Consider the following 23,139-nt stretch of genomic DNA (forward strand, 5'->3'; position numbering starts at 1 on the left):
CCCGTGGCCGGGCTGTGCCGCACCTGTGAGACGGTCGCTCAGAGCCACCCGACCCGGTCCGCGAGCACGGCATACCCGACGAAGGCCACGACGTCGAGGAGCGTGTGCGCCACGACGAGCGGCATCACCCGCCGCGTGCGCGTGTAGACCCAGCCGAGCAGCAGCCCCATGGCGACGTTGCCGACGAACCCGCCGAAGCCCTGGTAGAGGTGGTAGGTGCCGCGGATGAGCGCCGAGGTGACGATGATCGCCGCGGTGGACCAGCCGGCCTGCGCCCAGCGCGTGAAGAGGTAGCCCACCATGACGACCTCCTCCAGCAGCGCGTTCTGCAGCGAGGCGAGGACGAGCACCGGCACCGCCCACCACACGGCCTCGAGGTTGGCGGCCGAGACGGTGGTGTTGAGGCCGAGCTCGCGGGCACCCAGGTACAGACCCAGACCCGGTATGCCGATCAGCGCGGCGAGCGCGGACCCCGCCACCAGGTCGCGGCCCGGACGGGTCAGGTCGAGCCCCATGACGCTGCGGACCCCGGCCCCGGGCCAGCGGTCGCGGGCCAGCAGGTGGAGGGCCAGCAGGACCGGCACGAGGGCGAGGCCGACGCCGGCGAGCTGGTGGGCGAGGTCGAGCCACGGCCGGTCGGGCGTGATGCTGGTGTTCATCGCGGTGGTCTGCGCGGACAGCGGCTGCTCCGCCGTCACCTTGCGCAGGATCGACAGCACGGCCCACACCGCCGACGCGCCCAGGCTGACCCCGAGGACGAGGGCCGTCTCGGTGAGGAGGTCGCGGCGGGTCAGCGGGGTCGACGGCGACGGGAGGGCGGGGAGGACGGGCACCGCCCCACGGTAACCACGGGGCCCGCCGCCGCACGCCCCGGCGTCAGGTCGCCGGCGCCCCGGCGTCAGGTCGCCGGCGCCCCGGGGTCAGCCGTCACCGTCGTCGTCATCGTCGTCGTCACCGTCGCACTCCTCCCACTCGTCGTCGTCCCAGCACAGACCGGGCGAGACGGGGGCGGGCTGGACGGACCGGGGGGCCGGGGCGGGGGGCGCGGGGGCAGGTGGCGCCGGTGCCGGTGCGGGTGCCGGGGCGGGCTCCTCGGTGGCGGCGGCCAGCACGCTGGCGGCCGCGGTCACCGTCTCGTCGGCTCCCCGGCCCACGGAGGCGAGCAGCGCGAGGGCGGCCGCCGCCCGTCGCTCGGCCTCCAGGGCGTCGTCGACCTCCTGCTGCAGGGCCGCGTTGCCGTCGGCGCTCGGGCCGCGCGTGGTGGTGGCTGCGGCGTCGTCCCCGCCCGGTCCGGTCGGTGCCGGGCCCAGCGGCCCGCCCGGCCGGGTGGACGGGGCGCCGGTGGTGATCACCACCCCGGCGGCGTCGAGCTCGGCGGTCGCCGTCGAGTCGAACCACAACCACACCGAGGCGAGGCCCACGACCACGAGGGCGAGCGCGGAGGCGAGGAGCTTCATACCCTCAGGATGCCTTCCCGGCAGGAGAAGCGGGTGAGACCTCCATGAGAGAGCTCTCATCCACGAGCCGGCCCCAGGACCGCTCGGCCCAGGCCTCGACGGTGCGGCGCCAGCGCGGGCGGTGGGCGTAGACCCCGACCAGCCGCCCCACCGTGGCCGCCTCGGCCAGCCGCCACTCCTCCTCGCTCACGCCCGCGGCGGTGGCCACCCGCTCGGCGTGGTCGCGGACGACGCCGGCGGCGGTCGCCGACCACAGGCCCTGCGCCTGCCGGAGCGAGGCGTGGGCGGCGAGGTTGGCGGGGTCGAGCGCGGGGGAGGCCAGGCAGGCGGTGTCGAGGTCGAGGACGGACAGCGTCGCCCCGTCCCAGAGCAGCTGCTTGTCGTGCAGGTCGCGGTGGGTGGGGACCGGTCGCAGCCCGCTGCCCGCCCGGGCGGTCAGCGCGGTCGCGAGCGTCTCGAGGCGGTCCGGCCACGGGGTGCCGGTCAGCAGCGGCGCGGCGCGCTGCGCCCACGTCCGCAGGACGGCGACCTCGTCGGCGTCACCGTGGACGGGCAGGTCAGGCCTGTCGGCGACCCCCTGGAACCGCACCCACACCTCCGCCCAGCACTCCCAGGCCTCGCCCCAGTCGGTCCGGTCCGCCAGCTCGTGGAGAGGACGGCCGGGCACGACGGAGAGGTCGACGACGTCCTCACCCGCCCGCAGCACCTGCGGGGAGCCGAGGCCGGCGGCGGTCGCGAGCAGGCGACCGGCCTCGCAGGCGCGGGCCAGCGCGCTGCCGCGGCCGGGGCGGACCACCTTGGTGTAGGCGTCCGGCCGCCGCACGACCGCACGCCGCCCTGCGCGGTGCACCACGAGCTCCCCGTCGATCTCCGCGAGCGCCGGGAGGGCGGGGTCGGCCCCCGGCGGCAGCAGGCGCGTGCGCCCGTCGGCGTCCCAGGTCCCGGCCCGCAGCCGTCCCGCCCCGTCACGGCCCTCCACGACGACACGGGGTATGCCGTCGCGCACCTTTCCCGGCCACGCCCGCCCGACCCGGACCTCCTCCGTCCCGTCGGTCACGACCTCCGGCACGGCGAGCCTGTCGACCGGGGTCGCGCCGTGCAGGCCGCCGGTCGTGGTGCCCGGGGACAGCGCCGCCTCGGCGAGCCCGACGAGGCGCCCGGTCCCGGCCACCCAGTCCTGCTCCTGCCGGCGCCAGGGCTCCACGACCCGGGCGAGCAGCGCCGCCGCGACCCACGGGCCCGGGACGTCGGGCACGGTGGGGAGCCCGGCGGCGTCGGCATACCCCTGAAGGACGGCGGCCCCGGCGTGCGAGCGCGCCAGGAGGCAGGTGGCGATCAGGCCGGCGAGGTCGAGCTCGCGGGGTGCCAGGGCCGCTCGGTCGAGGTCCGTGAGCAGCACCCCGCCGTCCACCGGCAGCAGGCACTGGTCCAGGGAGAAGTCACCGTGGCTGACGACGACCTCGTCGCTGGTGGGACCTTCCGACCCCAGGCGCCGCAGCACCGCCCCGGCCCGGGTGACCAGCTCCGGCCGCCCGGTCACCCGCAGCTGCTCCACGCTCGCGGCCGCGGCCCCCACGACGTCCGCCCACGTGCGCTCGGGAAGCCAGTCGCGCAGCGGACCGACCACCGGGTCGTCGGCACTGCTCCGCGGGGCGGGGGCAGGGGTGCCCCGCGGAGCAGTGGTCTGGAGGGTGCCGGGAGCGACGGCGTGCAGCCCCGCCAGGGCCGCGCCGACCTCGCGCAGCACGGCGGGGTCGGTCTCCCCCACGGCGTCCCGGCCGTCGACCCACGGCCAGGTGGTGACGTGGGAGGACCGCACCTCGGAGCCGCGCACGGGCGTCACGACGGGAACACCCGCCCGGGCCAGCGCCCGCGTCACGTCCGAGAGCCGTCGGCGGTGCGGTGCCGCCGTGACCCGGTGGACCACCGGTCCGTCCCGCACCACGAGGCGGCGCAGCGGGTTGTGCCGCAGGACGACCACGTCCGCGCCGAGGGGCAGGCGCGCGGCATACCGGCCGAGACGGGGGTCGGTGCGGACCGGCCCCCACTGCACGAGCGTCTCGGTCCCGGGGATCTCCGACTCCGCGACCCCGTCGGCGCGTCCCTTGGCCGCCTTCGCGCGGGCCGGCCCGGTGAGGGTGCGGACCCAGCCCCACGGCGAGCCGTCCGTCGAGACGAGCGCGGCGACGCTGGTCACCCCGGGCTTGGGGCGCAGCCGGGTCGCCCGCACCGGCGCCCCGACCAGGGCGCTCAGCCGGGCCGGGTCGAGGAGCAGCGCCAGGGCGGGGTCGCCGCTCACCGTGCCACCCCGGCGGCCGGGACGTCCTCGAGCACCCGCTCCAGCGGCGCCTCCGCGGGCGGCCCGTCCCACACCACGCGGCCCGCCTCGACCACGACGACGCGGTCCGCGCGCCGGGCCGTCTCGGCGTCGTGCGTCACGACGACCGACGTCCGGCCGCGGGTCAGCTCCTCGATCGCCTCGTTGACCAGCTCGGCGTTCTCCGGGTCCAGGCCGGTCGTCGGCTCGTCGAGCAGGAGCACCGGCGCGTCGCGCAGGAAGGCCCGTGCCAGGGAGATGCGCTGCCGCTGGCCGCCCGAGAGGCTGTCGCCCCGCTCGCTCACCACGGTCCGCAGCCCGTCGGGCAGCCGGTCGGTGAACTCGGTCACCCGCGCCAGCCGCGCCGCCCGCCCGACCTCCTCGGCCGAGGCGCCGGGGCGGCCCTGCCGCACGTTGTCCTCCACCGTCCCGGTGAAGAGCACCGCGTCCTGCTGCACGAGGGCCATGACGGAGCGCAGCTCGGCGAGGTCGAGCTCGCGCAGGTCCACGCCGTCGAGCCGGACCGACCCGGTGCCGGGGTCGAGCAGCCGCAGCAGCAGCGAGACGATCGTCGACTTGCCGGAGCCGGACGGGCCGACGACCGCGACCGACTCCCCCGGGCGCACCCGCAGGTCGAGCCCGTCGAGGACCGGCACGCCGGGGACGAAGGCCAGGCCGACCCCCCGCAGCTCCAGCTCGCCCCGGACCGTGCCGAGCGGCACCGGGCGCTCGGGCGAGACGATGTCCGGCTGCTCGTCGAGCAGGTCCGCGACCCGCTCGCCGGAGGCGGTGGCGCGGGCGATCCGCCCGGTGTACTTCGCCAGGTCCCGCAGCGGCTTCATCGACGTCTTGAGATAGGTGAGGAAGATGATGAGGTCCCCGGGGGTCATCGCGCCCTCCAGCACCCTGCTGCCGCCGAGGAAGAGCACGGCCGCGGTGGCCACGCCGACGAGCACGTCGGTGCGCCGCTCCAGCGCGGCAGCCAGCCGGCGGGCGACGACGCCGTCCTTGAGCGAGCGGTCGTTGGACCCGCGGAAGTGCCGGGAGCGCTGGTCCTCCATCCCGTAGGCCTGGACGTGCGTCATCCCGCTCAGGGTCTCCTGCGCGATGTTGGCCAGGTCGCCCTCGCTGCGCCGGGTCCGGCGCGACGCGGCGGTGATCTTGCCGGTGCTGGTGCGGGAGGAGAGGAGGAACACCAGCACGGCCGCCACGACGATCCCCGCGAGAGCCAGGTCCAGCCAGGCCATCACACCGACCATCGCGACCAGGGTGATGACGTTGACGACGAGCGGCATGCCCGCGGTCACCGCGACCTCCTGGAGCCGGCCGACGTCGGAGACGAGCCGCTGCACGACGTCACCGGTGCGGACGTTCCCGTGGTAGGTCCGGGAGAGCCGCTGGATGTGGTCGAAGCAGCTGGCGCGCAGCGCGGTGGCCACCCGCGAGCCGCCCAGCGCGAAGGCGACCGTGGCGGCGAAGTTGCTCACCGCCCGCAGCCCGATGATGGAGATCGTCGCGAGCGCGCAGGCGAGCAGCAGCTGCACCGAGGCGGTCGGGCCGGGCTCGGCCAGGTCCGCGCCCAGGCTGCGGGTGAGCGCGTCGACGACGAGCTTGGTCGGCCAGGGCTCGAGCACCCGGAAGAGCACCTCGAGCAGCAGCACCGCGCCGCCGCCGGCGAGCAGGACGCGCTGACCGCGCAGGTGGGGTCGGAGTATGCCGAGGGTGCGCAGCAGGGCGGACCGGTCGACCGTGGGGCGTCCCATCTCAGGCGCTCGCCCCCAGCGGTGCGGGCAGCGAGCGTCCCAGCACGCTGTCCCAGGAGTGCAGGGTCTCCATCCGCCGCCTCGCGGCGGCCCCGAGCCGGCGGGCGCGGGCGGGGTCGGTGACGAGCGCGTCGAGCGCCGCCGCGAGCGCGGCCGGGTCGGACGGCGGCACGAGCACCCCGGTCGCCCCGTCCACGACGACGTCCGGGATCTGGCCGATGGCCGAGGCCACGACGGGAAGGCCCGCCGCGCCGTACTCGTAGACCTTCAGCGGGGAGAAGTAGTGGTCGGCGGAGGCCGGGTAGGGCGCCACCGCGACCGCTGCACCCTCGAGAGCCTGCGGGACCTGTTCCGGCGCAACGGCTCCCAGTAGCTCGACCTCGAGCTGGTGCCTGGCGACGAGCCGCTCCACGACGCTGCGCTGGGGGCCGTCACCGACGATGCGCAGCCGCCAGGGGACCTGCGCCAGCGCGGCGGCGGCGAGGAGGTCCTCGACCCCGTGCCACGGCTTGAGGGTCCCGACGAACACCACGACCGGGTCCCCGGACGGGTCCGGGGTCACCGGCCGGATGCGGTCGGTGTTCACCCCGTTCGGGGTGACCCGCACGTCGGCGCCGCCCGGCCGGGGGGTGCGCGAGCGCACCCATCCGGCCACCTGCTCCGAGACGCAGGCGACGACGTCCGCGGCAGCCACCTGGGCCGCCAGCGCGGACTCGGCTCCGGCCTCGTCGACGAGCACCCGGTGATCGCGCTGCTCGTCCACGAGCGGGGCGTTGACCTCGAGCACGGTCGTGCAGGCGTGGGCCGCGGAGACGGTGGCCAGGACGGTCGAGAACAACGAGTAGCGCTCGTGGAGGACGTCCGGCCGCGCGGCGAGCACCAGCTCGGACAGCTGCGCCGCCGCGGCCCGCTGCGCGCGCTCGCGCTCGGCCGGGTCCAGGTCCTTGCCGCCGACCCGGACCTCGTGGACGGGAAGGTCCGCGAGGTCGGCGGGGACCTCGGAGCCCCGGCGCACGGCATACACCTCGACGTCGGCGCCGCGGCGTCGCCAGGCACGCACCAGCTCCTGGATGTGCACGCTGGCCCCCTTGGTGCCGAAGACGGGGATCCCGGGGTCGGCGCAGACGTAGGCGACGCGCTGGGTGCTCATGAGGCCTCCTGGCCGGGGACGGGCACGGGGTCCACGGAGGCTGCCGGCACGGGGTGGGGGACGGGCCGATGGAGCGCGGAGAGGTACCTGGTCTGCCGCCGGGTGTCGTAGTCGCGCTCCACCAGGGCGCGGGCGGCGCGGGCGACCTCCTGGCGCGGCCAGAACGGGTCGGCGACGGCACGGAGGGCACCGGCCAGGCGTGCGGGCAGGCCGGTGACCTCGGCGTCGAGGAGGATGCCGGTGCCCGGCCCGTCGGCGCCGCCCGGCTGGACGGCCTCGGGGATGCCGGTGACGGCGGTGGCGACGCAGGGGACGCCGCTGGCCATCGCCTCCAGCAGGACGGTGGGCAGTCCGTCGGCGTTGCCGTCGGCCCCGACGACGCAGGGGGCGGCGAGGAGGTCGGCCCAGGCCAGCTCGTCGACGAGCTCGGCCTGGCTGCGGGCCCCCAGCAGGTGGACCCGGTCGCCGAGGCCGCGCTCCCGGACGAGGTCGCGCAGCGGCTGCTCCAGCTCGCCGTCGCCGACGAGGCGCAGCTCGACGGGGACCTCGTCGCGCAGGAGGGCGACCGCCTCGACGAGGTGGGCGAAACCCTTCTTCTCGACGAGGCGCCCGACGGCGAGGACGCGCAGCGGTGCGTGCGGGTCGCCGGGGTCGCGGTAGGGGAAGCGCGGCAGGTCGAGCCCGTTGCGGACCAGCCGGACCCGGTCTGCGGGGACGCCGACCTCCTCGGTGAGGAAGCGGGCGTTGTGGTCGCTGATCGCGATGACCGAGGCGGCGCGGGAGAGGACCTCGCGGAGCAGCACCCGGTCGACGTCCTCGTGGAAGAGGTCCTTGGCGTGGGTGGTCACGGTGAACGGCACGTCGGTCAGGGCCGAGGCGATGACCGCGCACCAGGAGGCCAGGGTGGCGAAGTGGACGTGCAGGTGGGTGATGCCGTCGCGCCGGACCCGCAGCGCGAGCTCCACGCCCTGGGCCACGTCCGAGGCGCCCAGCCGGACGAGGAGGGGCATGAGCGCACCGAGGCGGGTCCCGAAGCCGGGCAGCTCCTCGTGCGCCCGGGAGAAGGTCTCCCACTCCCCGGACAGCTTCTGCGGCCGGGGCACGTGGGTGACCGGCGCCTGGACCTGCGCCAGCTGGGGGTGGAAGCGGGCGTCCGTGGTCGGACGCAGTGCGTAGATCGCGAGGTCCTCGCCCGCGGCCTCGCGGGCCAGGATCTCGGTGACGACGAAGGTCTCCGAGAACCGGGGGTAGACCTTGACGACGTAACCGACCCGGGACCGGCGGGGGAGCGCCCGGGTGGGGGTCGGGTGGGCCCCGGCACGGACCGGACGGGTCTCAGACGGCAGCACGGTAGACCTCCTGGGCGGGCGTGGCGGTGGCGGTCGTGGCGGTGGCGGGCGTGGCGGTGCCGGCTCGCGGCAGGCGGGCGGTCGCGATCTCGGCGGTCCGGCCGGCCACCGAGCGCAGCCCACCGAGGTCGAGGGCGGCACGGCTCACCCGTCGTCCGACGGCTCCGCCCCACCAGGCGGCCAGCCGGGCGGGCGTGAGGTCCCGCTGCCGCAGCAGGTCGGCGGCGCCGACCGCCTCCAGACCGCAGGCCCGGATCAGCTGCTCCTGACGCGGTTGCTCGCGCGGGACGAGCAGCGCGGGCACGCCGGTGGCCAGCGTCTCCGCGACCGTGTTGTACCCGGCCATCGACACCGACGCGGCGGCGCGGCGGATGAGGCCCGCCGCGTCGGGGACCGACCGCACCACGCGGGTGCGCGGGACAGCGGCCCGGACGACCTCCCGGTGCTCCTCCTCCGACATCTGCGGGCCGGTGACCACGACGTGCGTGTGGCCCCCGGGCACCGGCGTCGCGGCGGCGACCCGGCACAGCGCCGCACCGTCGGAGCCACCTCCGGCCGTGGTGACGACGTAGGGCTCCTGGGGCTCGAGCCCGTGCGCGTCCTCGGCCCGGCCGCGGGAGAGGTAGCCGTGGAAGGTCACCAGGTCGGCCAGCTCTCGGGGCAGCTCCCCGGTGACGCGCAGGTCGTGCACCCGCGGGTCGCCGTAGACCCAGACCTCGTCGAAGAGGGCACGCACGAGGCCGGGCGGCACCCCCTCCCACTCGGCGGCGACGCCGGCCGGGGAGTCGAGCACCTCGCGCAGCCCGAGCACGACGTGGGCGGCGGGGACCTGCTCGCGGAGCGCCACCAGCGCGGGCAGCAGCTCCCCGTCGACCCCCAGTGCGTGGCGGTCGACCACGAGGAGGTCGGGTGCGAAGCACTGCAGCGTCGCACGCACGATCTCGCCGCGCAGCGCGGTCACCTCGTCGAGGTCCACCCCCAGGTGGCGGGCGCCGTAGTGGTGGCCGGTCTTGCCGATCGCCGGGACGGTGACGACGTCGAAGCCGGGCGGCGTCGACATACCCGAGGCTCCTCCCACCCCGTTGACGAGAAGACCGGTGACGGCCCGACCGGTGAGCTCGGGCACGCGCGCCGCGACGGCGTGCGCGAGCGCGCGGTTGCGGCGGAAGTGCCCCAGTCCCTGGGAGTCGTGCGAGGAGAAGACCACCCGAAGCGCCTCGTCCATCTCTGTGCCTCTCGTCCGACGCCGTCGGCCGACGGCGTGCGACGAGTCAACAGACCCGGGATGAGGGGTCGATGAAATCTCGGTGAGAGTGCTCTCATGCACCCGTGGTCACACCGGTGGGCTCACGCCTCGAAGCGGTAGCCGATCCCCCGGACCGTGGTGATCCGCTCCGCGCCGAGCTTGGTGCGCAGGTAGCGGACGTAGACGTCGACGACGTTGGAGCTGCCCGTCACCTCGTAGCCCCACACCCGGTCCAGCAGCTGCTCGCGGCTCAGCACGTGCCCGGCGTGCTCCATCAGCTCACGAGCCAGCGTGAACTCCCGCGTGGACAGGTCGACCGGTCGGTCCCCCACCGTCGCCGTGCGGGCGGCGACGTCGAGGATGACCCCGCCCGCCTGCAGGACCTCGTCCTGGACGCCGGTCCGGAGCACCTCGGCCTGCCGCAGCCGCAGCCGCACCCGCGCGAGCAGCTCCTCGACCCGGAACGGCTTGGCCAGGTAGTCGTCCGCGCCCTGGTCCAGCCCGCTCACGGTGTCCTCGACCGAGTCGCGGGCGGTGCACATGATGATGGGGACGGGCTCCTCCATCGTCCGCAGCATCCGCAGCACGGTGAAACCGTCCATCCGCGGCAGGCCCACGTCGAGGACGACGAGGTCCACGTCGCCGCCGGTCGCCGCCTCCAGCGCGGCGAGCCCGTCGCCGACCACCGTCGTGCGGTAGCCCTCCGACCGCAGTCCGCGCTCGATGACCCGGGCGATCCCCTCTTCGTCCTCCGCGACCAGGATGTGGTGCATGGGCCGAGCCTAACGGCGGGGTCCCCGGGCGGACCGCGCCACCAGGCCCGCCGTTCGGCGCACGGCTCTTTCGTGCCGACCTGTATCCAGGCACCATGGAAATGCCTCTTCCTCCGACAGAGACCTCGGCGCCGAGGGGGCGCCGGGACCGCACCAGCCCAGGAGGCACCCGTGGTCAACACCAAGAGCCCGAGAGACGTCGCGCAGCGCGAGCGCACGTTGCGCGATCGTGGTTTCACCGTCTACGACGGACCCTCCGTCGTCCAGCGCGGGAGCTGTTTCCCGGGGGCACCGGGTCATCCGCACCGGGCCGACTCGACGCACTTCGTGGACGAACGCGGACGCTTCGACGGTCGACGCGTCGGCGGCGCGGTCGACGTGGGGCGCGACCCCAGCACCGGCGAGGCCATCTCCACCTTCGAGAAGGCCCACCTCGACGATCTGGCGAGGGTCCTGAGGCGGGAGGGCTTCCGGGTGATCTGGGGCGTGGAGGCGCACTTCGACCACCTGCACTTCGACTACAACGTCGGCGGCGGCCACGAGCTGCGTTTCATGGGTCCCAACGGCGAGTTCACCGTCGCGCACATCGCCGACGTGCAGCGCCAGCTGAGTGCGCTGCGCCGCTCGAACGGCCGCCGCTACTACACCGGCGCGATCGACGGTCTCCGCGAGAAGCACACCCTGCGGGCGATCAAGGCGTTCCAGCGCGACCACGGCCTGGACGACGACGGTGACCCGGGGCAGAGCACGCGGGACGCCCTGAAGGCTGCGCTCGCCAGGCAGGCGTCGAAGCCCGGGCCCGGCCCGAAGCCCAAGCCGAAGCCCCCCAAGCCCGAGCCGAAGAAGCCGGACGCGACCATCGCCGGGATCGCCGGTCTGGGCGGGGGTGACCTCCGGGCGCGGCTCGCGCCGTTCCGGATCGCCGGCCAGAACGCCTTCGCGACCGCCATCGCGGCGGACCGGTTCACCGCCCCCGCGGGCAAGGGCATCCTGCTCGCGGCGCGCGGCACCCCGGACGAGACCGCCGGCTCGCTGGCCGCGTTCCGGACGGGTGCCTCGTTCCTTCCGCTGGGCCCGGACGGAGGGCTACCGGGACCCGTCCGGCGGCACCTGGAGGAGACCCGACCGCCGTGGGTCCGCGTCGTCGGCGGCTTCCTCGCCGTCCCCGACGAGAGCCTGGCCCGGATCCTCGCCGCGGCCGGCATCCGTTTCTGAGCCCTCCGCCACGCCGGCGCCGGAGCCACCGTCGGGGAACCAGAGGGTGAACACCGACCCGACCTCCTCGACCGACTCGACCGTGACCGCGCCGCCGTGGCCGCGGGCGATGGCCTCCACGATCGGCAGACCGAGGCCGGAGCCCTCCACGCCGGCGGCGTTCTCGGCCCGGCCGAAGCGGTCGAAGATGCGGCCGAGCTGGTCCTCCGGGACGCCCTGGCCCTGGTCCCGGAGGCTCACCGTGAGGTAGCGGCGAGCCGCCCTCGCCCCCGCCTCCCGCGCCGCGACCGCCCGCGCGTCGGTGCCGTCGACCCAGCGGGTGCCGAGCTCGACGACCGACCCGTCCTCGCTGAACTTCACCGCGTTGGCGGCGAGCTGGACGACGGCCTGGCTGACCCGCTGCGCGTCCAGGGGGAGCTGCCCCTCGGCGTCCGCGCGCAGCCGCCAGGCGCGGTCCCCGAGGACGGTCAGCCGGTCCATCGTCTCCAGGGCGAGCTCGGTGACGTCGGTCGGTCCGAGCCGCACGAAGTCGGGCCGCTGCGAGCGCGCCAGCATGAGGAGGTCGTCGACCAGCCGCCGCATGCGGTCGGCCTCGTCGAGCATCAGCTGCCGGGTCACCCGCACCTCGTCCGGGTCGCCCGGCCGCAGCAGCTCGGCGTTGCCGCGCAGGATCGTCAGCGGGGTGCGCAGCTCGTGCGCCGCGTCGTCGAGGAACTGCCGCTGCTGCCTCACCCCCTCGTCGAGCCGGTCCAGCATGTCGTTGAACCGCACCGCCAGCTCCGCGACGTCGGTGTCGGCACCGGACACGGCCACGCGTCGCGACAGCGACTCTGCGCTGATCTCCGCGGTGGCCTCGCGCAGCTCGCGCAACGGGCGCAGGAGCGCGCCGAGGACGACGTGACCGAGCCCGGCCGTCAGGGCGACCGTGAGCATCGAGATGAGCGCGAACCGCCACGCCTGCCAGGTGATGAGGTCGCGCTGGCGGCCGAGGTCGTTGACGACGACGAGGGTCCCGGAGCGCACCTCCTCGGGCAGCCGCACGTCGGCGGCCAGCACCCGCAGCGTCGTGCCCTGCGTGCTCAGCGTGGTGATCCGCGCCCGCCCCTCGGGCAGCGCCATCCGCTCCACCGCGCCCAGCACGTCCGGGTGCGCGACGTCGAAGGGCCGCTCACCGCCGGAGACGTAGGCGATGCGCACGTCGACCATCGCCAGCAGCGCCTCGTCCTCGCCCGCCACCGCGGTGGACAGCGCCGCGAAGAACAGGGTGTCCAGGTCCGTGTACGGCTGCCCGTCCAGCGCCGGCCCGGCCTGCGCGATCCGCTGCAGCTCCGCGACCTCCTGGTTGAGCTCGGCGTCGACGCGGTCGGCGAGCGTGGCGTACTGGATGGCGAAGGTGACGGTCCCGGTGACCGCCAGCCCGAGGATCATCAGCCCGGTCATCAGCGCCAGCAGCCGCTGCCGGACCGTCCAGCCCCTCACCGCAGCTCACCCCGCGCCAGCAGGGCGAACGACACCAGCCAGTGCGTCGCCATGAAGTGCCCGCCGGTGATCTCCCCCAGCACCGCCGCCTCCTGCCCGTCCGCGGCGGTGCGCAGTCGCTCCGCACCGCCGGGCAGGTATGCCGCGAGCTCCCTCAGCGCCCACGCGCGGCTGAGCGCGAGGCCGAGGAGGTGGGCGTACTGGCCGTCCGTCGGGTCCACCACCTCGGGCGCCACGAGGAGGTGCTCGTGGCGACCGTGGCCGAGGCCGGGGAGGAAACCGGCGAGCCACCCGGCATACCTCTCCCGCCCGAGCACGCGCGCCATGAGCACCGCCTCGGTCAGGGCGGGCGAGAGGAAGTCGGTGCCACCCGGCTCCCACCCGGTCGGCGCGTCGACGTCCGCGGCGAACCAACGCTCGGCCCGCGCCCGGCACGCGTCGGCCACGTCCTGCCGCCCGAGGCGGTCGGAGGCGTCGAGCAGCAGCGTCAGCGCGAACGCGTCGTTCTGGTGCTTGCCGTGCCGGACGGGGTAGGTCTGGCGCGGGAGCCAGGCGAGGACGAGCTCGGCGACGACGTCACCCAGCGGCGCGAGGCCCTCGGACCAGGCGCGTGCGTGCGGGAGCTCGGCCTCGTGGGCGGCGGCGACGAGCTGTGCCGCCCAGGCCCAGCCGTAGGGACGCTCGAACGACGGGCGCCCGCGGAGGTAGGCCACCTCGGTCGCGAGGTGATCGGGTCGCAGGCGGGCGTCGAGCAGCGCTGTCGCGGCGGCCCGCTCCCGGGGTCCGAGCGCCTCCCCGTGGCGGTCGAGCAGCCGCAGCAGCGACCAGAGCATGTGCACGCACGAGTGCCAGTCGAGGGAGCCGTGGAACGCCGGGTGCAAGCGCTCCGGGACCAGGTGGGCGTCGTCGGGACCGGTGACCACGTGCCCGGGCACCCAGGGGTAGGCCGTCCCCACGGCCTCCCGCGCGACCCGGCTCCAGCCGGCGAGGTCGGGGCGGGGGGCAGGCACCATGGGTCCATTAGACACGCGCCCGCCGACGACCGGCGTCCCGTGGAGGAGCGTGTGGAGGAGCGTCCCGTGGGAGTGCGTGCGATCGGCCCATTTCCACGGGACCCTCTCTGACGGGGCGCTCCCTCACGGGACGCTGGGGCGGACGTGCTGCACGCAGGTCCGCGCGGTCGGCCTCGCCTCCAGCCGTCCGGCGGGGATCGGCTGCCCGCAGACCTCGCACACCCCGTACCTCCCCTCCGCCAGCCGCTCGAGCGCGGCGTCCACGTCCCGCAGGTGCGCCCGGGCCTGGTCGGTCATCGCGGCCAGCTGGGAACGCTCGAAGGCGATCGTCTGCCCCTCGGGGTCGTGCTCGTCGTCGGCGTTGGAGTCGCGCGAGGACTCGATGACGACCCTCATGTCCTCCTGCATCTGCACGATGCGCGCCCGCAGGCTCGCGCCCTCGTCGCGGAGGCGCGAGGCTGCGTCCGCGGGCGCGTGGTCCGGCCCCGGACCGGGATCTGTCGACGGCATGGTGTGGGCACCTAGTCTGCCTCGTCATGGACCTCTCCGGCGCCGAGCTCGGGCGGGCCTACCACGCGCAGGTGGTCGGTCCGCTCCTCGCGCGACGCTTCCCGGGTATGCCGTACGCCGCCGCCCGGCTCGGGTCCGGCTCCGAGGTGCTGGGCCTGGACGACGCGATGTCCCGCGACCACGACTGGGGTCCGCGGCTGACGCTGCTCGTCCCCGAGGGCGACGTGGGTCGGGTCGAGCGGGCGGTGGAGCAGGACCTGCCCCGGTCCTTCCTCGGCCTGCCGACCCGCTTCGCCCTCTCCGGGGAGACCACGGACCGGCACCGGGTGGAGGTGTCCTCGACGGGCGGGTTCGTGCGCGCCCGCCTCGGGCTCGACCCCCGGGACGGGATGGCTCCGGCGGACTGGCTGACCCTCACCGGGCAGGCCGTCCTGGAGGTGGTCGCCGGTCCGGTGTTCGTGGACACGGCCGGGGAGGTCACGACCGTGCGGCGCCTCCTCGGCGGCTACCCGGAGGACGTGCGCCGCCACCTGGTCGCGGTCGACTGGGCGCGGATCTGCGAGGAGATGCCGCTGATGTCCCGGTCGGGTGACCGGGGAGACGACCTCGGCTCCCGCGTGATCGCCGCCCGGCTGGTCGACGCCGCCGTGCACCTCGCCTTCCTGATCGATGGCCGGTGGGTCCCCTACCCCAAGTGGCGCGGGCTCGTGCTGGGTGAGCTGCCGCATACCGGGGAGGTCGTCGCCGCCCTGCGCGGGACGATGGCCGCACCGGCGTGGCGCGAGCGTCAGGACGCGCTGGCGCGGGCGCTGGGAGCGCTCATGGAGCGGCAGGAGGCGAGCGGGCTGCCGACGGTCGACCCGGCCGTGGTGCCGTTCTGGGAGCGGCCCTACCTGCACCCCGACCCGCGGGTCGTCGACCGGGTCCGGGCGTGCGTCGTGGACCCCGCGGTGCGGGCGTGGCCGGTGCGCCGGGGCAGCGCCGAGCAGCTCACCCCCGACGTCGGGCTGCTGGGCGACCCGCGCGCGAGGCGTCGGCTGGTCGAGCTCACCGACGGCGGGGTCGACGGTCCGGGTCGCTGACCCGGCGTGCGGTCAGCGGCCGTGGCCCTCCAGGGTCACCCCGTCGCGCGCGGCCCGGTCCAGGAGCGCGGCCATCGACCCCGGCTCGTGCACCAGCGGCAGCAGCCGGTCCCGCAGCGCCCCCAGGTCCGCAGGCGCGCCGTACGCGGCGAACATGCTTCCCTCGGAGTCCAGCTCCAGGCGTGACACGAGCTCCGGGGCGGCGTAGTGGGCGACCCCCTCCCAGAAGGCCCCGTTGGGCTCCTCACCCGCCTTCTCCACCACCCCGTCGGTCGGCAGCTCCCCGAGGTCCAGGGTCAGGGAGGACGTGCCGTCCGCCTCGACCAGCCGGAAGCCGGGGTGCGGCTGCGATGCGGGTCGCCCGGACCGTCCCGCTGCGGTCGGTCCGAGGTCCCGTCGGCGGCGGAAGACGTCGAAGATGCCCATGGACGGAGTCTGCCCCCACGCACGTCCCTCCCGGGCAGGACATGCCGTCGACTACGCCCTCGTCGAGCGCCCCATGGCGGCGTAGAGCTGCTCCCAGGCCGGCTCCGGGTCGGCGGGGGGACGGCACACCTCGGTGAGGTCGGCGGCGGCGGGGTGGGTGAGCCACCCCTGCGGCAGCCAGCCCGGCTCCAGCCCCGCGTCCAGCGGCGCCAGGCGCACCGGCAGGCCGTCGGGGGCGAGGAGGGCGCACCGGCCGAGGGTGCCGGGCGCGTAGCCGAGCACGGCCTCGACCCACCGCAGCGACCCGTCGTCCCCGTCCATCGCTCCCCGGTACCGGTCCCCCACCGAGCGCAACCGCTCCAGGTGGGCGGTCGGCCGCACGTGCGTCCCCAGCCGCCGCAGCGCTCGCTCGAGCGCCAGCGGCGGCGGCCCGCCCACCGCGAGGAAGCGGGCCCGCTCCTGGTCGCCCAGCCGGGTGCCGTACCAGATCGCGAGACCGTCGTCCCAGGCGTGGACGTCCCCCTCCATGCCCGCCTCGAGCAGCGCGGCCGCCCGGGCGGGGTCAGCCTCCCCTGCGGGGCTGCTCGCCCGGGCCGTCCACGTGCCCCCCGGCCTGGTGGTGTCGGTGTCGGTCAGGTCTTCGGGCATCGTCGCCTCCAAAGGTCAGGGTGGGCACACGCCCCTACCTCCCCGCATCCTGCGTGCTCGAGCCGGCTCGCACCACACCCCAGGGAGTGAGTTCGCTGGTCACCTACACTCCGGCGCATGGCCACCGACGAGGACCACTACTACGTCGCGCTCGGCGAGGGCCGCTACCGACCGACGGTGCACGCGCAGGGGGCCTGGCAGGCTACCGAGCAGCACATGGCCCCGGTCAGCGGTCTCCTGATGCACGCGCTGGAGCGGCACGACCCCCGCCCCGACCTGCAGTGGGCGCGCATCAGCTTCGACATCCTCGGGATGATCCACCTGGAGGAGACAGCCGTCCGCACGCGGACCCTCCGCCCGGGCCGCACGATCGAGCTCGTCGAGGCGACCGCGAGCGCCGGCGGCCGCGACGTGGTCCGCGCCACCGCCTGGCGGCTCGCGACGACCGACACCTCCGCGGTCGCGACCGTCGAGCTCCCGCCCCTGCCGGCACCGGGGCGCGTCGAGCCGTGGGCGGGCATGCAGCACTGGGGCGGCGGCTTCATCAGCTCGCTGGAGTTCCGCGAGGTGCCGGGCGGGCGGGCCGGACGCCGTGCGGTGTGGGTCGGGACGCAGCACCCCCTCGTCGCCGGCGAGGACTGGACGCCGCTCGCGGGCTGGGTCGGACGCCTCGACACGGCGAACGGGATCGCCATACGCGAGTCCCCGCAGGAGTGGCTCTTCCCCAACGTCGACCTCACCCTCCACCTGCACCGCACGCCGGTCGGCGGGTGGCTGGGTCTGCAGGCGGAGGTGCACTGGGGACCCACCGGGCTCGGGCAGACCTCCTCCGTCGCGTATGACGTGGACGGTCCCGTCGGTACCGTCGAGCAGGCGTTGACGATCCGTCCCCGCTGACCGACGCGCACCTCACCCTCAGGGGTGACTTGCCGGTAACGATTGGGCAAAGAGCGTTTACATCCCCCTGCTCGCGGGTCAGGATCGTCGAGGTCCCGGGCCGGTCACATCGTGGTGACGGTCCGGGCTCGCATGTCCAGACACCCCTGCTGAAAGAGGATCCCCCCCGTGGGCCAGACGTCCCCCCGACGGGGCGTGCGCACCATCGCGCTCGCCGCCGCCGTCACCGTCGCCTCCCCGCTCGCCCTGTCCGCCACCGCAGCCCCCGAGCTGCAGCTGGACCAGAGCCGGAAGACGTACATCGTTCAGCTTGATGCTGACCCGATCGCCACCTACGAGGGCGGCACCGCCGGCATCCCGGCGACCAAGCCCGCGCCGGGCGAGAAGGTCAAGGCCGGCTCGGCGAACGCCAAGAAGTACGAGGCGCACCTGCGCAACGGTCAGGCCAAGGCGCTGAAGAACGCCGGCGTCAAGGCGGACCGCAAGACCTACGAGTACACGGTCGCCCTCAACGGCTTCACCGCCGAGCTGACCGCCGCCGAGGCAGCACGCATGAGCAAGACCCAGGGCGTCGTCAACGTGTGGGAGGACGAGGTCCGGTATGCCGACACCGTCACCACCCCGGACTACCTGGGCATGACCGGCAAGGACGGCGTCTGGAAGACCCAGTTCGGCAACGACGTCAACGCGGGCAAGGGCATGGTCGTCGGCGTCATCGACACCGGCATCGACCCGGAGAACCCGAGCTTCGCCCCCCTCTCCCGCGCGACGATGCCGAAGGGCGACTTCGTGTGCGACACCGGTGACGACGCGGCGTTCGAGTGCTCGACGAAGATCGTCGGTGCCCGTTGGTACGGCGCCGAGCACGGCAACAACGTGGCCCTCGACTACCTGAGCCCGCGCGACCGCAACGGTCACGGCTCCCACACCGCAGGCACGGCCGCCGGCAACAACGGCGTCGCCATGGAGGTGCAGGGCAACGACCTGGGCATCGGGTCCGGCATGGCCCCGGCTGCCCACGTCGCCGTCTACAAGGCGCTGTGGCAGACCGCCACCGGCGGCGGGTCCGGCACCACGGCCGGCCTCGTCGCGGCCATCGACGACGCGGTCGCCGACGGCGTCGACGTCATCAACTACTCGGTCTCCGGCTCCAGCACCTCCGTGGTCGGACCGGACGAGATCGCCTTCCTGTTCGCCGCCGACGCAGGGATCTTCGTCTCGACCTCCGCCGGCAACAGCGGCGACACGGTCGGCGTCTCCTCCGTGGCGCACAACGCACCGTGGACGATGACGGTGGCGGCAAGCACGCACGACCGCGGAGCCGTCAACACGCTCACCCTCGGGAACGGCGCCACGTACGAGGGCGTCGGCTACGGCGGTCCGCTGGCTGCCACCCCGATGGTCCTCGCGGCGAGTGTTGCAGCCTCTGGCGCAGTGAGCCCCCAGCTCTGCGGCACCGGCACCCTGGACGACACCAAGGTCACGGGCAAGATCGTGATCTGCGACCGCGGCGAGCACGCCCTCGTCGACAAGGCGGCCGAGGTGAAGGCCTCGGGCGGTGCCGGCATGGTGCTGGTGAACCTCCCCGGTGGGGCCGCGAACCAGAACGCCATCCTCTACGGCATGCCCGCCACCCACCTCACGGCGGCGGACGGCACGGCGGTCAAGGCCTACGTGGCGGCCAACCCCTCGGCCACCGGAGCCATCTCCGCGACCACGACGGTCAAGGTCCCGGCCCCGTCGATGGCAAGCTTCTCCTCCTACGGCCCGGCACTCGCCGGTGGCGGTGACCTGCTGAAGCCCGACATCACCGCGCCGGGGGCGGACGTCCTCGCTGCCGTCAACGAGGACCCCGAGAGCGGTGACTCGCAGTACGACATGCTCTCCGGGACGTCCATGTCGGCCCCGCACGTGGCCGGCCTCGGTGCCCTCCTGAAGCAGAAGAACCCCACCTGGAGCCCGATGGCGGTCAAGTCGGCGATGATGACCACCGCCCGTCAGACCGACGACGCCGGGCAGCCCATCAAGCGCGGCACGGCCGTGGCCACGCCGCTCAACTACGGCGCCGGCGAGGTGCAGCCCCTGGAGTCCTACAGCCCCGGCCTGGTCTACGACTCGGGCTGGAACGACTGGCTCGCGTACGCCTGCGGCATCGGCCAGCTCGCCGCGCCGTGCCCCGCGACGCCGGTCGACGCCAGCGACCTCAACTACCCGAGCATCGCCGTCGGCGACCTGGCGGGGAAGCAGACCGTCACCCGCACGGTCACCAACGTCGGCCAGGGCCCGATGACCTACACCGCCAAGGTCGAGGCCCCGGCGGGCACCACCGTCACGGTGAGCCCGAGCACCATCAAGGTGCCGGCCAAGGGCAAGGCGACCTTCGAGGTCACCATCACCCGGACCAGCGCAGCCCTCGGTCAGTACACCTTCGGGGCACTGACCTGGCAGCCCGCCTCCACGAAGGTCCAGCCGGTCCGCAGCCCCATCGCGGTCCGTCCGGTCGCCCTCGCGGCGGCCGCCGAGGTCGCCGGTTCGGACGTCAGCGGGTCTGTCACACTGCCGGTCACCCCGGGGTTCACCGGCACGCTCAACACTGACGTTGACGGTCTCCTTGCATCCACGGTGTCGTCCGTCGCGGTCCAGAACCCGGCGAATGCCCAGACGCCTTTCACCGTCGCGGCCGGCACCAAGGTGCTGCGGCTGGCGTCGTACGGCTCTGAGGTCGACGCGGAGGACATCGACCTCTACCTGTTCCACTGCGCCCCCGGGTGCCGTCAGATCGCGCTGAGCGGCAAGGACGGCTCGGATGAGATGATCACGCTGCGGAACCCGGCAGCGGGGAACTACATCGCTCTGACAGACCTGTGGAGCAACGAGCCGTCCGTCACCTACCCGCTGCACGTATGGCGGCTCGGTGACACGGCCGCAGGCAACCTCACGGTGTCGCCCTCCTCGGTCGCCGTCACCCAGGGCACGCCAACCGCGGTCACGGCACAGTGGAACGGTCTGGACGCGACCAAGCGTTACCTCGGCCAGGTCAACTTCCTCGAGGGCAGCACCGTGGCGGGCAGCACGCTCGTCACCGTCAACCCCTGACGAAGCCCTGACCTGCGCAGACGCAGGTGCGAGCGCCCCTCCCGGACCCCTCCGGGAGGGGCGCTCGCGCGTTGTGTCACAGATCACATTTCTTGGGGGCAACGTTCGGCCCTCTCCAGACGTCTATACCTATGTCAGGACGGGACACCTGACACCGTCATGAGGGGCCGCGCAAGCGGGACAGGGGGCTAGGAAGGCGGGGCGTCGGTTCAGGGGACCGGCGCCCCGCCTCCCGCTTGTCTAGACTCGACAGGCCGAAGGAGGCCCCGATGACGACGACCGACAGCCGCGCGAAGCGGCGCCTGATCGCCATACCCGCGCTGGTCCTGGCGCTCGGCGCGACCCTCACCGCCTGCGGTGACAGCGAGTCCCCCGGTGCGGCCTCCCCCACGCCCACCGCCACGACCGACGACGCCGCCCCCACCACCTCGGAGGACACCGTGGACCCCAGCGACCTCACCCCGATCACACCCCCGCCCGCCCTGCCCGGCGACCAGGGGGCGCTGCCCACCGGCCCCGTCCCGGACCAGGTCGTCGACCGCGCCGACGTGCAGGCTGCCGTGGCTGCCGAGGCCCAGCGCCGCGGGGTGGACGTCTCCGCGGTGAGTGTCGCCGGTTTCGCCGAGGTCACCTGGACCGACGGGAGCCTCGGCTGCCCGCAGCCGGGGATGATGTACACCCAGGCGCTGGTTCCCGGCCACCAGCTGATCCTCGAGGTCGACGGCCAGCTCGCCAGCTACCACGCCGCGCAGGGCCGCGACTTCGCCTACTGCGCCAGCCCGGTGCCCCCGGCGCCCGGCGGTCTCCAGAGCCGCTGAGCGACCCCTTCGAGCCCTGGTCGACAATGGGTTCACGCCTGACCGACGGGCGGGCACGAGCAGGGATGGGGACACGATGAGCTGGACACCGCACGACCCGTACCGGACGCCCGGCGACCACGCCGTCCCGGGCCCTCAGACGGGCCCGGTCGACCTGCCCCCGTGGTCACCGCCCGCCTCTCCGATCCCCTCCTACGTCCCGCCCCAGCCGCACCACCAGCAACTGCAGCCGCAGGACGCGCCGGTGCCCGCACCGCAGCAGACCCGGTTGCGGTATGCCGACTGGGGCGAGCGCGTCGGGGCCTCCCTCGTGGACTACGCGATCCTGCTGGGTGTGGTCCTTCTGGTCGGCCCGCTGACCGCGTTCTCGGACGACCTCGACTCGCTCGCCGGGCTCGCCTGGTTGGCGGCGGCCGGCTACCTCGGTTGGCTCAACGGCAGCAAGGGGCAGTCGCCCGGCAAGGCGCTGATGGGGCTCAAGGTCGTCCGGGACGCCGACGGGTCCACGCTCGGCGGGCCGGTCGGCGTCGTCCGCGCCGTCATGCTCGCCATCATGGGCGGCCTGACCGGTGGCATCCTCTTCGTCCTCGCCGTCCTCTGGCCCGCGTGGGACCCCAGGAAGCAGGCGCTGCACGACAAGGTGGTCAGCGCCACGGTGGTCGCCGGTTATCCGAGGGCCAGGTTCGGCAGGCAGATCTTCCTGCCCTGAGCCCCCGGACGGGCCTGCCCCGCACGTCCGGCGACGTCGGCCGCCGCACGTAGAGTGCCCTCCCGTGGACCTGCTCGACGTCGGACGAATCCTCCTCGGCCTCGTGCTGCTCGTCGGGGGTGGCGAGCTGCTGGTCAGGGGCGCGTCGGCCCTGGCCCGTCGCGTCGGGCTCAGCCCGCTCGTCGTGGGCCTCACCGTCGTCTCGGTCGCGACCAGCGCCCCTGAGCTAGCGGTGACCGTCGGGGCGGCCCTCGACGGACAGCCCGACCTCGCCGTCGGCAACGTCGTCGGCTCCAACATCGCCAACGTCCTGCTCATCCTCGGAATCTCCGCCCTCGTCCTGCCGCTGAGCGTGCGCGAGCAGCTGGTCCGCCTCGACGTCCCCGTCCTGGTGCTGCTCTCCGGCCTGCTGCTCGTGCTGGCCCTCGACGGCGGCATCTCCACGGGCGAGGGGATCCTCCTGCTGGTGCTCGTGGTCGCGCACACGGTCCTGACGATCCTGGTCTCACGGCGGCGCGACCGCACCGTGGCCGATGAGGGCACGGACCCCGAGGCCACCGCGCCTGCCCCACCCTCGTCACTGGTCTCCGTCGTCCTCATCGTCGTCGGTGTCGGCCTGCTCGTCGTCGGTGCGGACCAGCTGGTCACCGGGGCGGTGTCGATCGCCGGTGCCCTCGGGGTGAGCGGTCTCGTCGTGGGGCTGACGGTGGTCGCGCTCGGCACCTCCCTGCCCGAGCTGGCCGCGTCCGTCATCGCCGCGCTCCGTGGTGAGCGCGACATCGCGGTGGGCAACGTCGTCGGCAGCTGCATCGTCAACATCGGCCTGGTCCTGGGCGTCCCGGCGCTGCTGTCCGAGGGCGGACTCCCCGTGCCCAGCGCCGCGATCGCCCTCGACATCCCGCTCATGATCGCCGCGGCGGTGGCGCTGCTCCCGGTGGTCCTGACCAACTTCACCGTGGCGCGCTGGGAGGGGGGCATGTTCGTCCTCCTGTATGCCGCGTACGTCGGCTACGTCGTGCTCGACGCCATCGACCACGACGCACTTGAGGGTTTCACCTTCGTCATGGCGCTCTTCGTCCTGCCGCTCGTCGCCATCTCCCTCGTCGCCACCGTCGCGTTCGAGGTCGGCGTCCACCGCGGCCGGCAGGAGTCCGTGGCGGGCCGCCGCACGGGCTGACCGGGTGACCGCCG

Annotated in this window: 19 protein-coding genes and 1 pseudogene; 7 read left to right on the plus strand and 13 right to left on the minus strand. The window is 74.6% G+C overall.

The features are described from left to right. Positions 1-38: 38 nt before the first annotated feature. From D4B81_RS11050 to D4B81_RS11085, 8 genes are all read right to left on the minus strand, one after another. Complete coding sequence (locus tag D4B81_RS11050; RefSeq protein WP_122262701.1) at positions 39-833, minus strand: CPBP family intramembrane glutamic endopeptidase; 795 nt, start codon at positions 831-833, stop codon at positions 39-41. An 87-nt stretch (positions 834-920) separates the two neighbouring features. Continuing rightward, entirely contained in the window at positions 921-1,457 is a 537-nt protein-coding gene (locus D4B81_RS18535) for a hypothetical protein (RefSeq protein ID WP_122262702.1), read from the minus strand. A gap of 4 nt (positions 1,458-1,461) precedes the next feature. Beyond that, positions 1,462-3,756: a phosphotransferase gene (locus tag D4B81_RS11060; RefSeq protein ID WP_122262703.1), complete on the minus strand. Its 2,295-nt coding sequence runs from the start codon at positions 3,754-3,756 to the stop codon at positions 1,462-1,464. Then, complete coding sequence (locus D4B81_RS11065; RefSeq protein WP_122262704.1) at positions 3,753-5,537, minus strand: ABC transporter ATP-binding protein; 1,785 nt, start codon at positions 5,535-5,537, stop codon at positions 3,753-3,755. Before D4B81_RS11065 ends, D4B81_RS11060 begins: the two co-directional genes overlap by 4 nt. A 1-nt stretch (position 5,538) precedes the next feature. Next, complete coding sequence (locus tag D4B81_RS11070; protein WP_122262705.1) at positions 5,539-6,687, minus strand: glycosyltransferase family 4 protein; 1,149 nt, start codon at positions 6,685-6,687, stop codon at positions 5,539-5,541. Next, positions 6,684-8,036, minus strand: coding sequence for a glycosyltransferase (locus D4B81_RS11075; protein WP_237565947.1), 1,353 nt, complete (start codon positions 8,034-8,036; stop codon positions 6,684-6,686). The genes D4B81_RS11070 and D4B81_RS11075 overlap by 4 nt, the downstream gene beginning before the upstream one ends. Beyond that, entirely contained in the window at positions 8,023-9,261 is a 1,239-nt protein-coding gene (locus tag D4B81_RS11080) for a glycosyltransferase family protein (protein ID WP_122262706.1), read from the minus strand. The genes D4B81_RS11075 and D4B81_RS11080 overlap by 14 nt, the downstream gene beginning before the upstream one ends. 122 nt (positions 9,262-9,383) lie before the next feature. Continuing rightward, positions 9,384-10,055 carry a response regulator transcription factor gene (locus tag D4B81_RS11085; RefSeq protein ID WP_122262707.1) on the minus strand — a complete coding sequence of 224 codons (672 nt, stop codon included), beginning with the start codon at positions 10,053-10,055 and terminating at the stop codon, positions 9,384-9,386. A 552-nt stretch (positions 10,056-10,607) separates the two neighbouring features. Here D4B81_RS11085 and D4B81_RS18840 point away from each other — a divergent pair. After that, positions 10,608-10,805 (plus strand): annotated as a pseudogene (locus tag D4B81_RS18840) (peptidoglycan-binding domain-containing protein); the annotation flags it as partial. 336 nt (positions 10,806-11,141) lie between these two features. On the opposite strand, the gene D4B81_RS11095 reads toward D4B81_RS18840, so the two are convergent. From D4B81_RS11095 to D4B81_RS11105, 3 genes are all read right to left on the minus strand, one after another. Further along, positions 11,142-12,749 (minus strand): sensor histidine kinase, encoded by a 1,608-nt coding sequence (locus D4B81_RS11095; RefSeq protein ID WP_122262709.1) that lies wholly within the window; start codon positions 12,747-12,749, stop codon positions 11,142-11,144. Beyond that, on the minus strand, positions 12,746-13,762 hold the full coding sequence (locus D4B81_RS11100; RefSeq protein ID WP_122262710.1) for a DUF2891 family protein: 1,017 nt from the start codon (positions 13,760-13,762) through the stop codon (positions 12,746-12,748). Before D4B81_RS11100 ends, D4B81_RS11095 begins: the two co-directional genes overlap by 4 nt. 123 nt (positions 13,763-13,885) lie before the next feature. Beyond that, positions 13,886-14,272: a TraR/DksA family transcriptional regulator gene (locus tag D4B81_RS11105; protein ID WP_202613661.1), complete on the minus strand. Its 387-nt coding sequence runs from the start codon at positions 14,270-14,272 to the stop codon at positions 13,886-13,888. A gap of 26 nt (positions 14,273-14,298) precedes the next feature. Here D4B81_RS11105 and D4B81_RS11110 point away from each other — a divergent pair, with 26 nt between their 5' ends. Further along, positions 14,299-15,354 (plus strand): DUF4037 domain-containing protein, encoded by a 1,056-nt coding sequence (locus D4B81_RS11110; RefSeq protein WP_122262711.1) that lies wholly within the window; start codon positions 14,299-14,301, stop codon positions 15,352-15,354. Between the two features lie 12 nt (positions 15,355-15,366). On the opposite strand, the gene D4B81_RS11115 is transcribed toward D4B81_RS11110, so the two are convergent. Next, on the minus strand, positions 15,367-15,780 hold the full coding sequence (locus D4B81_RS11115) for an Imm51 family immunity protein (RefSeq protein ID WP_122262712.1): 414 nt from the start codon (positions 15,778-15,780) through the stop codon (positions 15,367-15,369). Between the two features lie 51 nt (positions 15,781-15,831). Next, on the minus strand, positions 15,832-16,428 hold the full coding sequence (locus tag D4B81_RS11120; RefSeq protein ID WP_122262713.1) for a hypothetical protein: 597 nt from the start codon (positions 16,426-16,428) through the stop codon (positions 15,832-15,834). Positions 16,429-16,545: 117 nt separating this feature from the next. On the opposite strand from D4B81_RS11120, the gene D4B81_RS11125 reads away from it, so the two are divergent. The 5 genes from D4B81_RS11125 to D4B81_RS11145 all read left to right on the plus strand — a co-directional run bounded on the left by D4B81_RS11125 (position 16,546) and on the right by D4B81_RS11145 (position 23,125). Further along, complete coding sequence (locus tag D4B81_RS11125; RefSeq protein ID WP_122262714.1) at positions 16,546-17,325, plus strand: thioesterase family protein; 780 nt, start codon at positions 16,546-16,548, stop codon at positions 17,323-17,325. Between the two features lie 168 nt (positions 17,326-17,493). Further along, positions 17,494-20,421 (plus strand): S8 family serine peptidase, encoded by a 2,928-nt coding sequence (locus D4B81_RS11130; RefSeq protein WP_202613662.1) that lies wholly within the window; start codon positions 17,494-17,496, stop codon positions 20,419-20,421. Positions 20,422-20,690: 269 nt separating this feature from the next. Further along, the gene (locus D4B81_RS11135) at positions 20,691-21,239 is read left to right on the plus strand and encodes a hypothetical protein (protein ID WP_122262715.1); all 549 of its coding nucleotides are present in this window, start codon (positions 20,691-20,693) and stop codon (positions 21,237-21,239) included. 76 nt (positions 21,240-21,315) lie between these two features. Continuing rightward, complete coding sequence (locus D4B81_RS11140; protein WP_122262716.1) at positions 21,316-21,948, plus strand: RDD family protein; 633 nt, start codon at positions 21,316-21,318, stop codon at positions 21,946-21,948. 64 nt (positions 21,949-22,012) lie between these two features. Continuing rightward, positions 22,013-23,125, plus strand: coding sequence for a calcium/sodium antiporter (locus D4B81_RS11145; protein WP_122262717.1), 1,113 nt, complete (start codon positions 22,013-22,015; stop codon positions 23,123-23,125). The last annotated feature ends 14 nt before the right edge of the window (positions 23,126-23,139 follow it).

This window comes from Ornithinimicrobium cerasi (genome assembly GCF_003702705.1).
Lineage (GTDB): Bacteria > Actinomycetota > Actinomycetes > Actinomycetales > Dermatophilaceae > Ornithinicoccus > Ornithinicoccus cerasi.

What these genes read in the sequence shown, in the direction of transcription:
- D4B81_RS11080 (WP_122262706.1), bottom strand. Translation starts at nt 9,261, where the DNA reads ATGGACGAGGCGCTTCGGGTGGTCTTCTCCTCGCACGACTCCCAGGGA.
- D4B81_RS11070 (WP_122262705.1), bottom strand. Translation starts at nt 6,687, where the DNA reads ATGAGCACCCAGCGCGTCGCCTACGTCTGCGCCGACCCCGGGATCCCC.
- D4B81_RS18535 (WP_122262702.1), bottom strand. Translation starts at nt 1,457, where the DNA reads ATGAAGCTCCTCGCCTCCGCGCTCGCCCTCGTGGTCGTGGGCCTCGCC.
- D4B81_RS11140 (WP_122262716.1), top strand. Translation starts at nt 21,316, where the DNA reads ATGAGCTGGACACCGCACGACCCGTACCGGACGCCCGGCGACCACGCC.
- D4B81_RS11085 (WP_122262707.1), bottom strand. Translation starts at nt 10,055, where the DNA reads ATGCACCACATCCTGGTCGCGGAGGACGAAGAGGGGATCGCCCGGGTC.
- D4B81_RS11110 (WP_122262711.1), top strand. Translation starts at nt 14,299, where the DNA reads ATGGACCTCTCCGGCGCCGAGCTCGGGCGGGCCTACCACGCGCAGGTG.
- D4B81_RS11100 (WP_122262710.1), bottom strand. Translation starts at nt 13,762, where the DNA reads ATGGTGCCTGCCCCCCGCCCCGACCTCGCCGGCTGGAGCCGGGTCGCG.
- D4B81_RS11115 (WP_122262712.1), bottom strand. Translation starts at nt 15,780, where the DNA reads ATGGGCATCTTCGACGTCTTCCGCCGCCGACGGGACCTCGGACCGACC.
- D4B81_RS11105 (WP_202613661.1), bottom strand. Translation starts at nt 14,272, where the DNA reads ATGCCGTCGACAGATCCCGGTCCGGGGCCGGACCACGCGCCCGCGGAC.
- D4B81_RS11125 (WP_122262714.1), top strand. Translation starts at nt 16,546, where the DNA reads ATGGCCACCGACGAGGACCACTACTACGTCGCGCTCGGCGAGGGCCGC.
- D4B81_RS11135 (WP_122262715.1), top strand. Translation starts at nt 20,691, where the DNA reads ATGACGACGACCGACAGCCGCGCGAAGCGGCGCCTGATCGCCATACCC.
- D4B81_RS11065 (WP_122262704.1), bottom strand. Translation starts at nt 5,537, where the DNA reads ATGGGACGCCCCACGGTCGACCGGTCCGCCCTGCTGCGCACCCTCGGC.
- D4B81_RS11120 (WP_122262713.1), bottom strand. Translation starts at nt 16,428, where the DNA reads ATGCCCGAAGACCTGACCGACACCGACACCACCAGGCCGGGGGGCACG.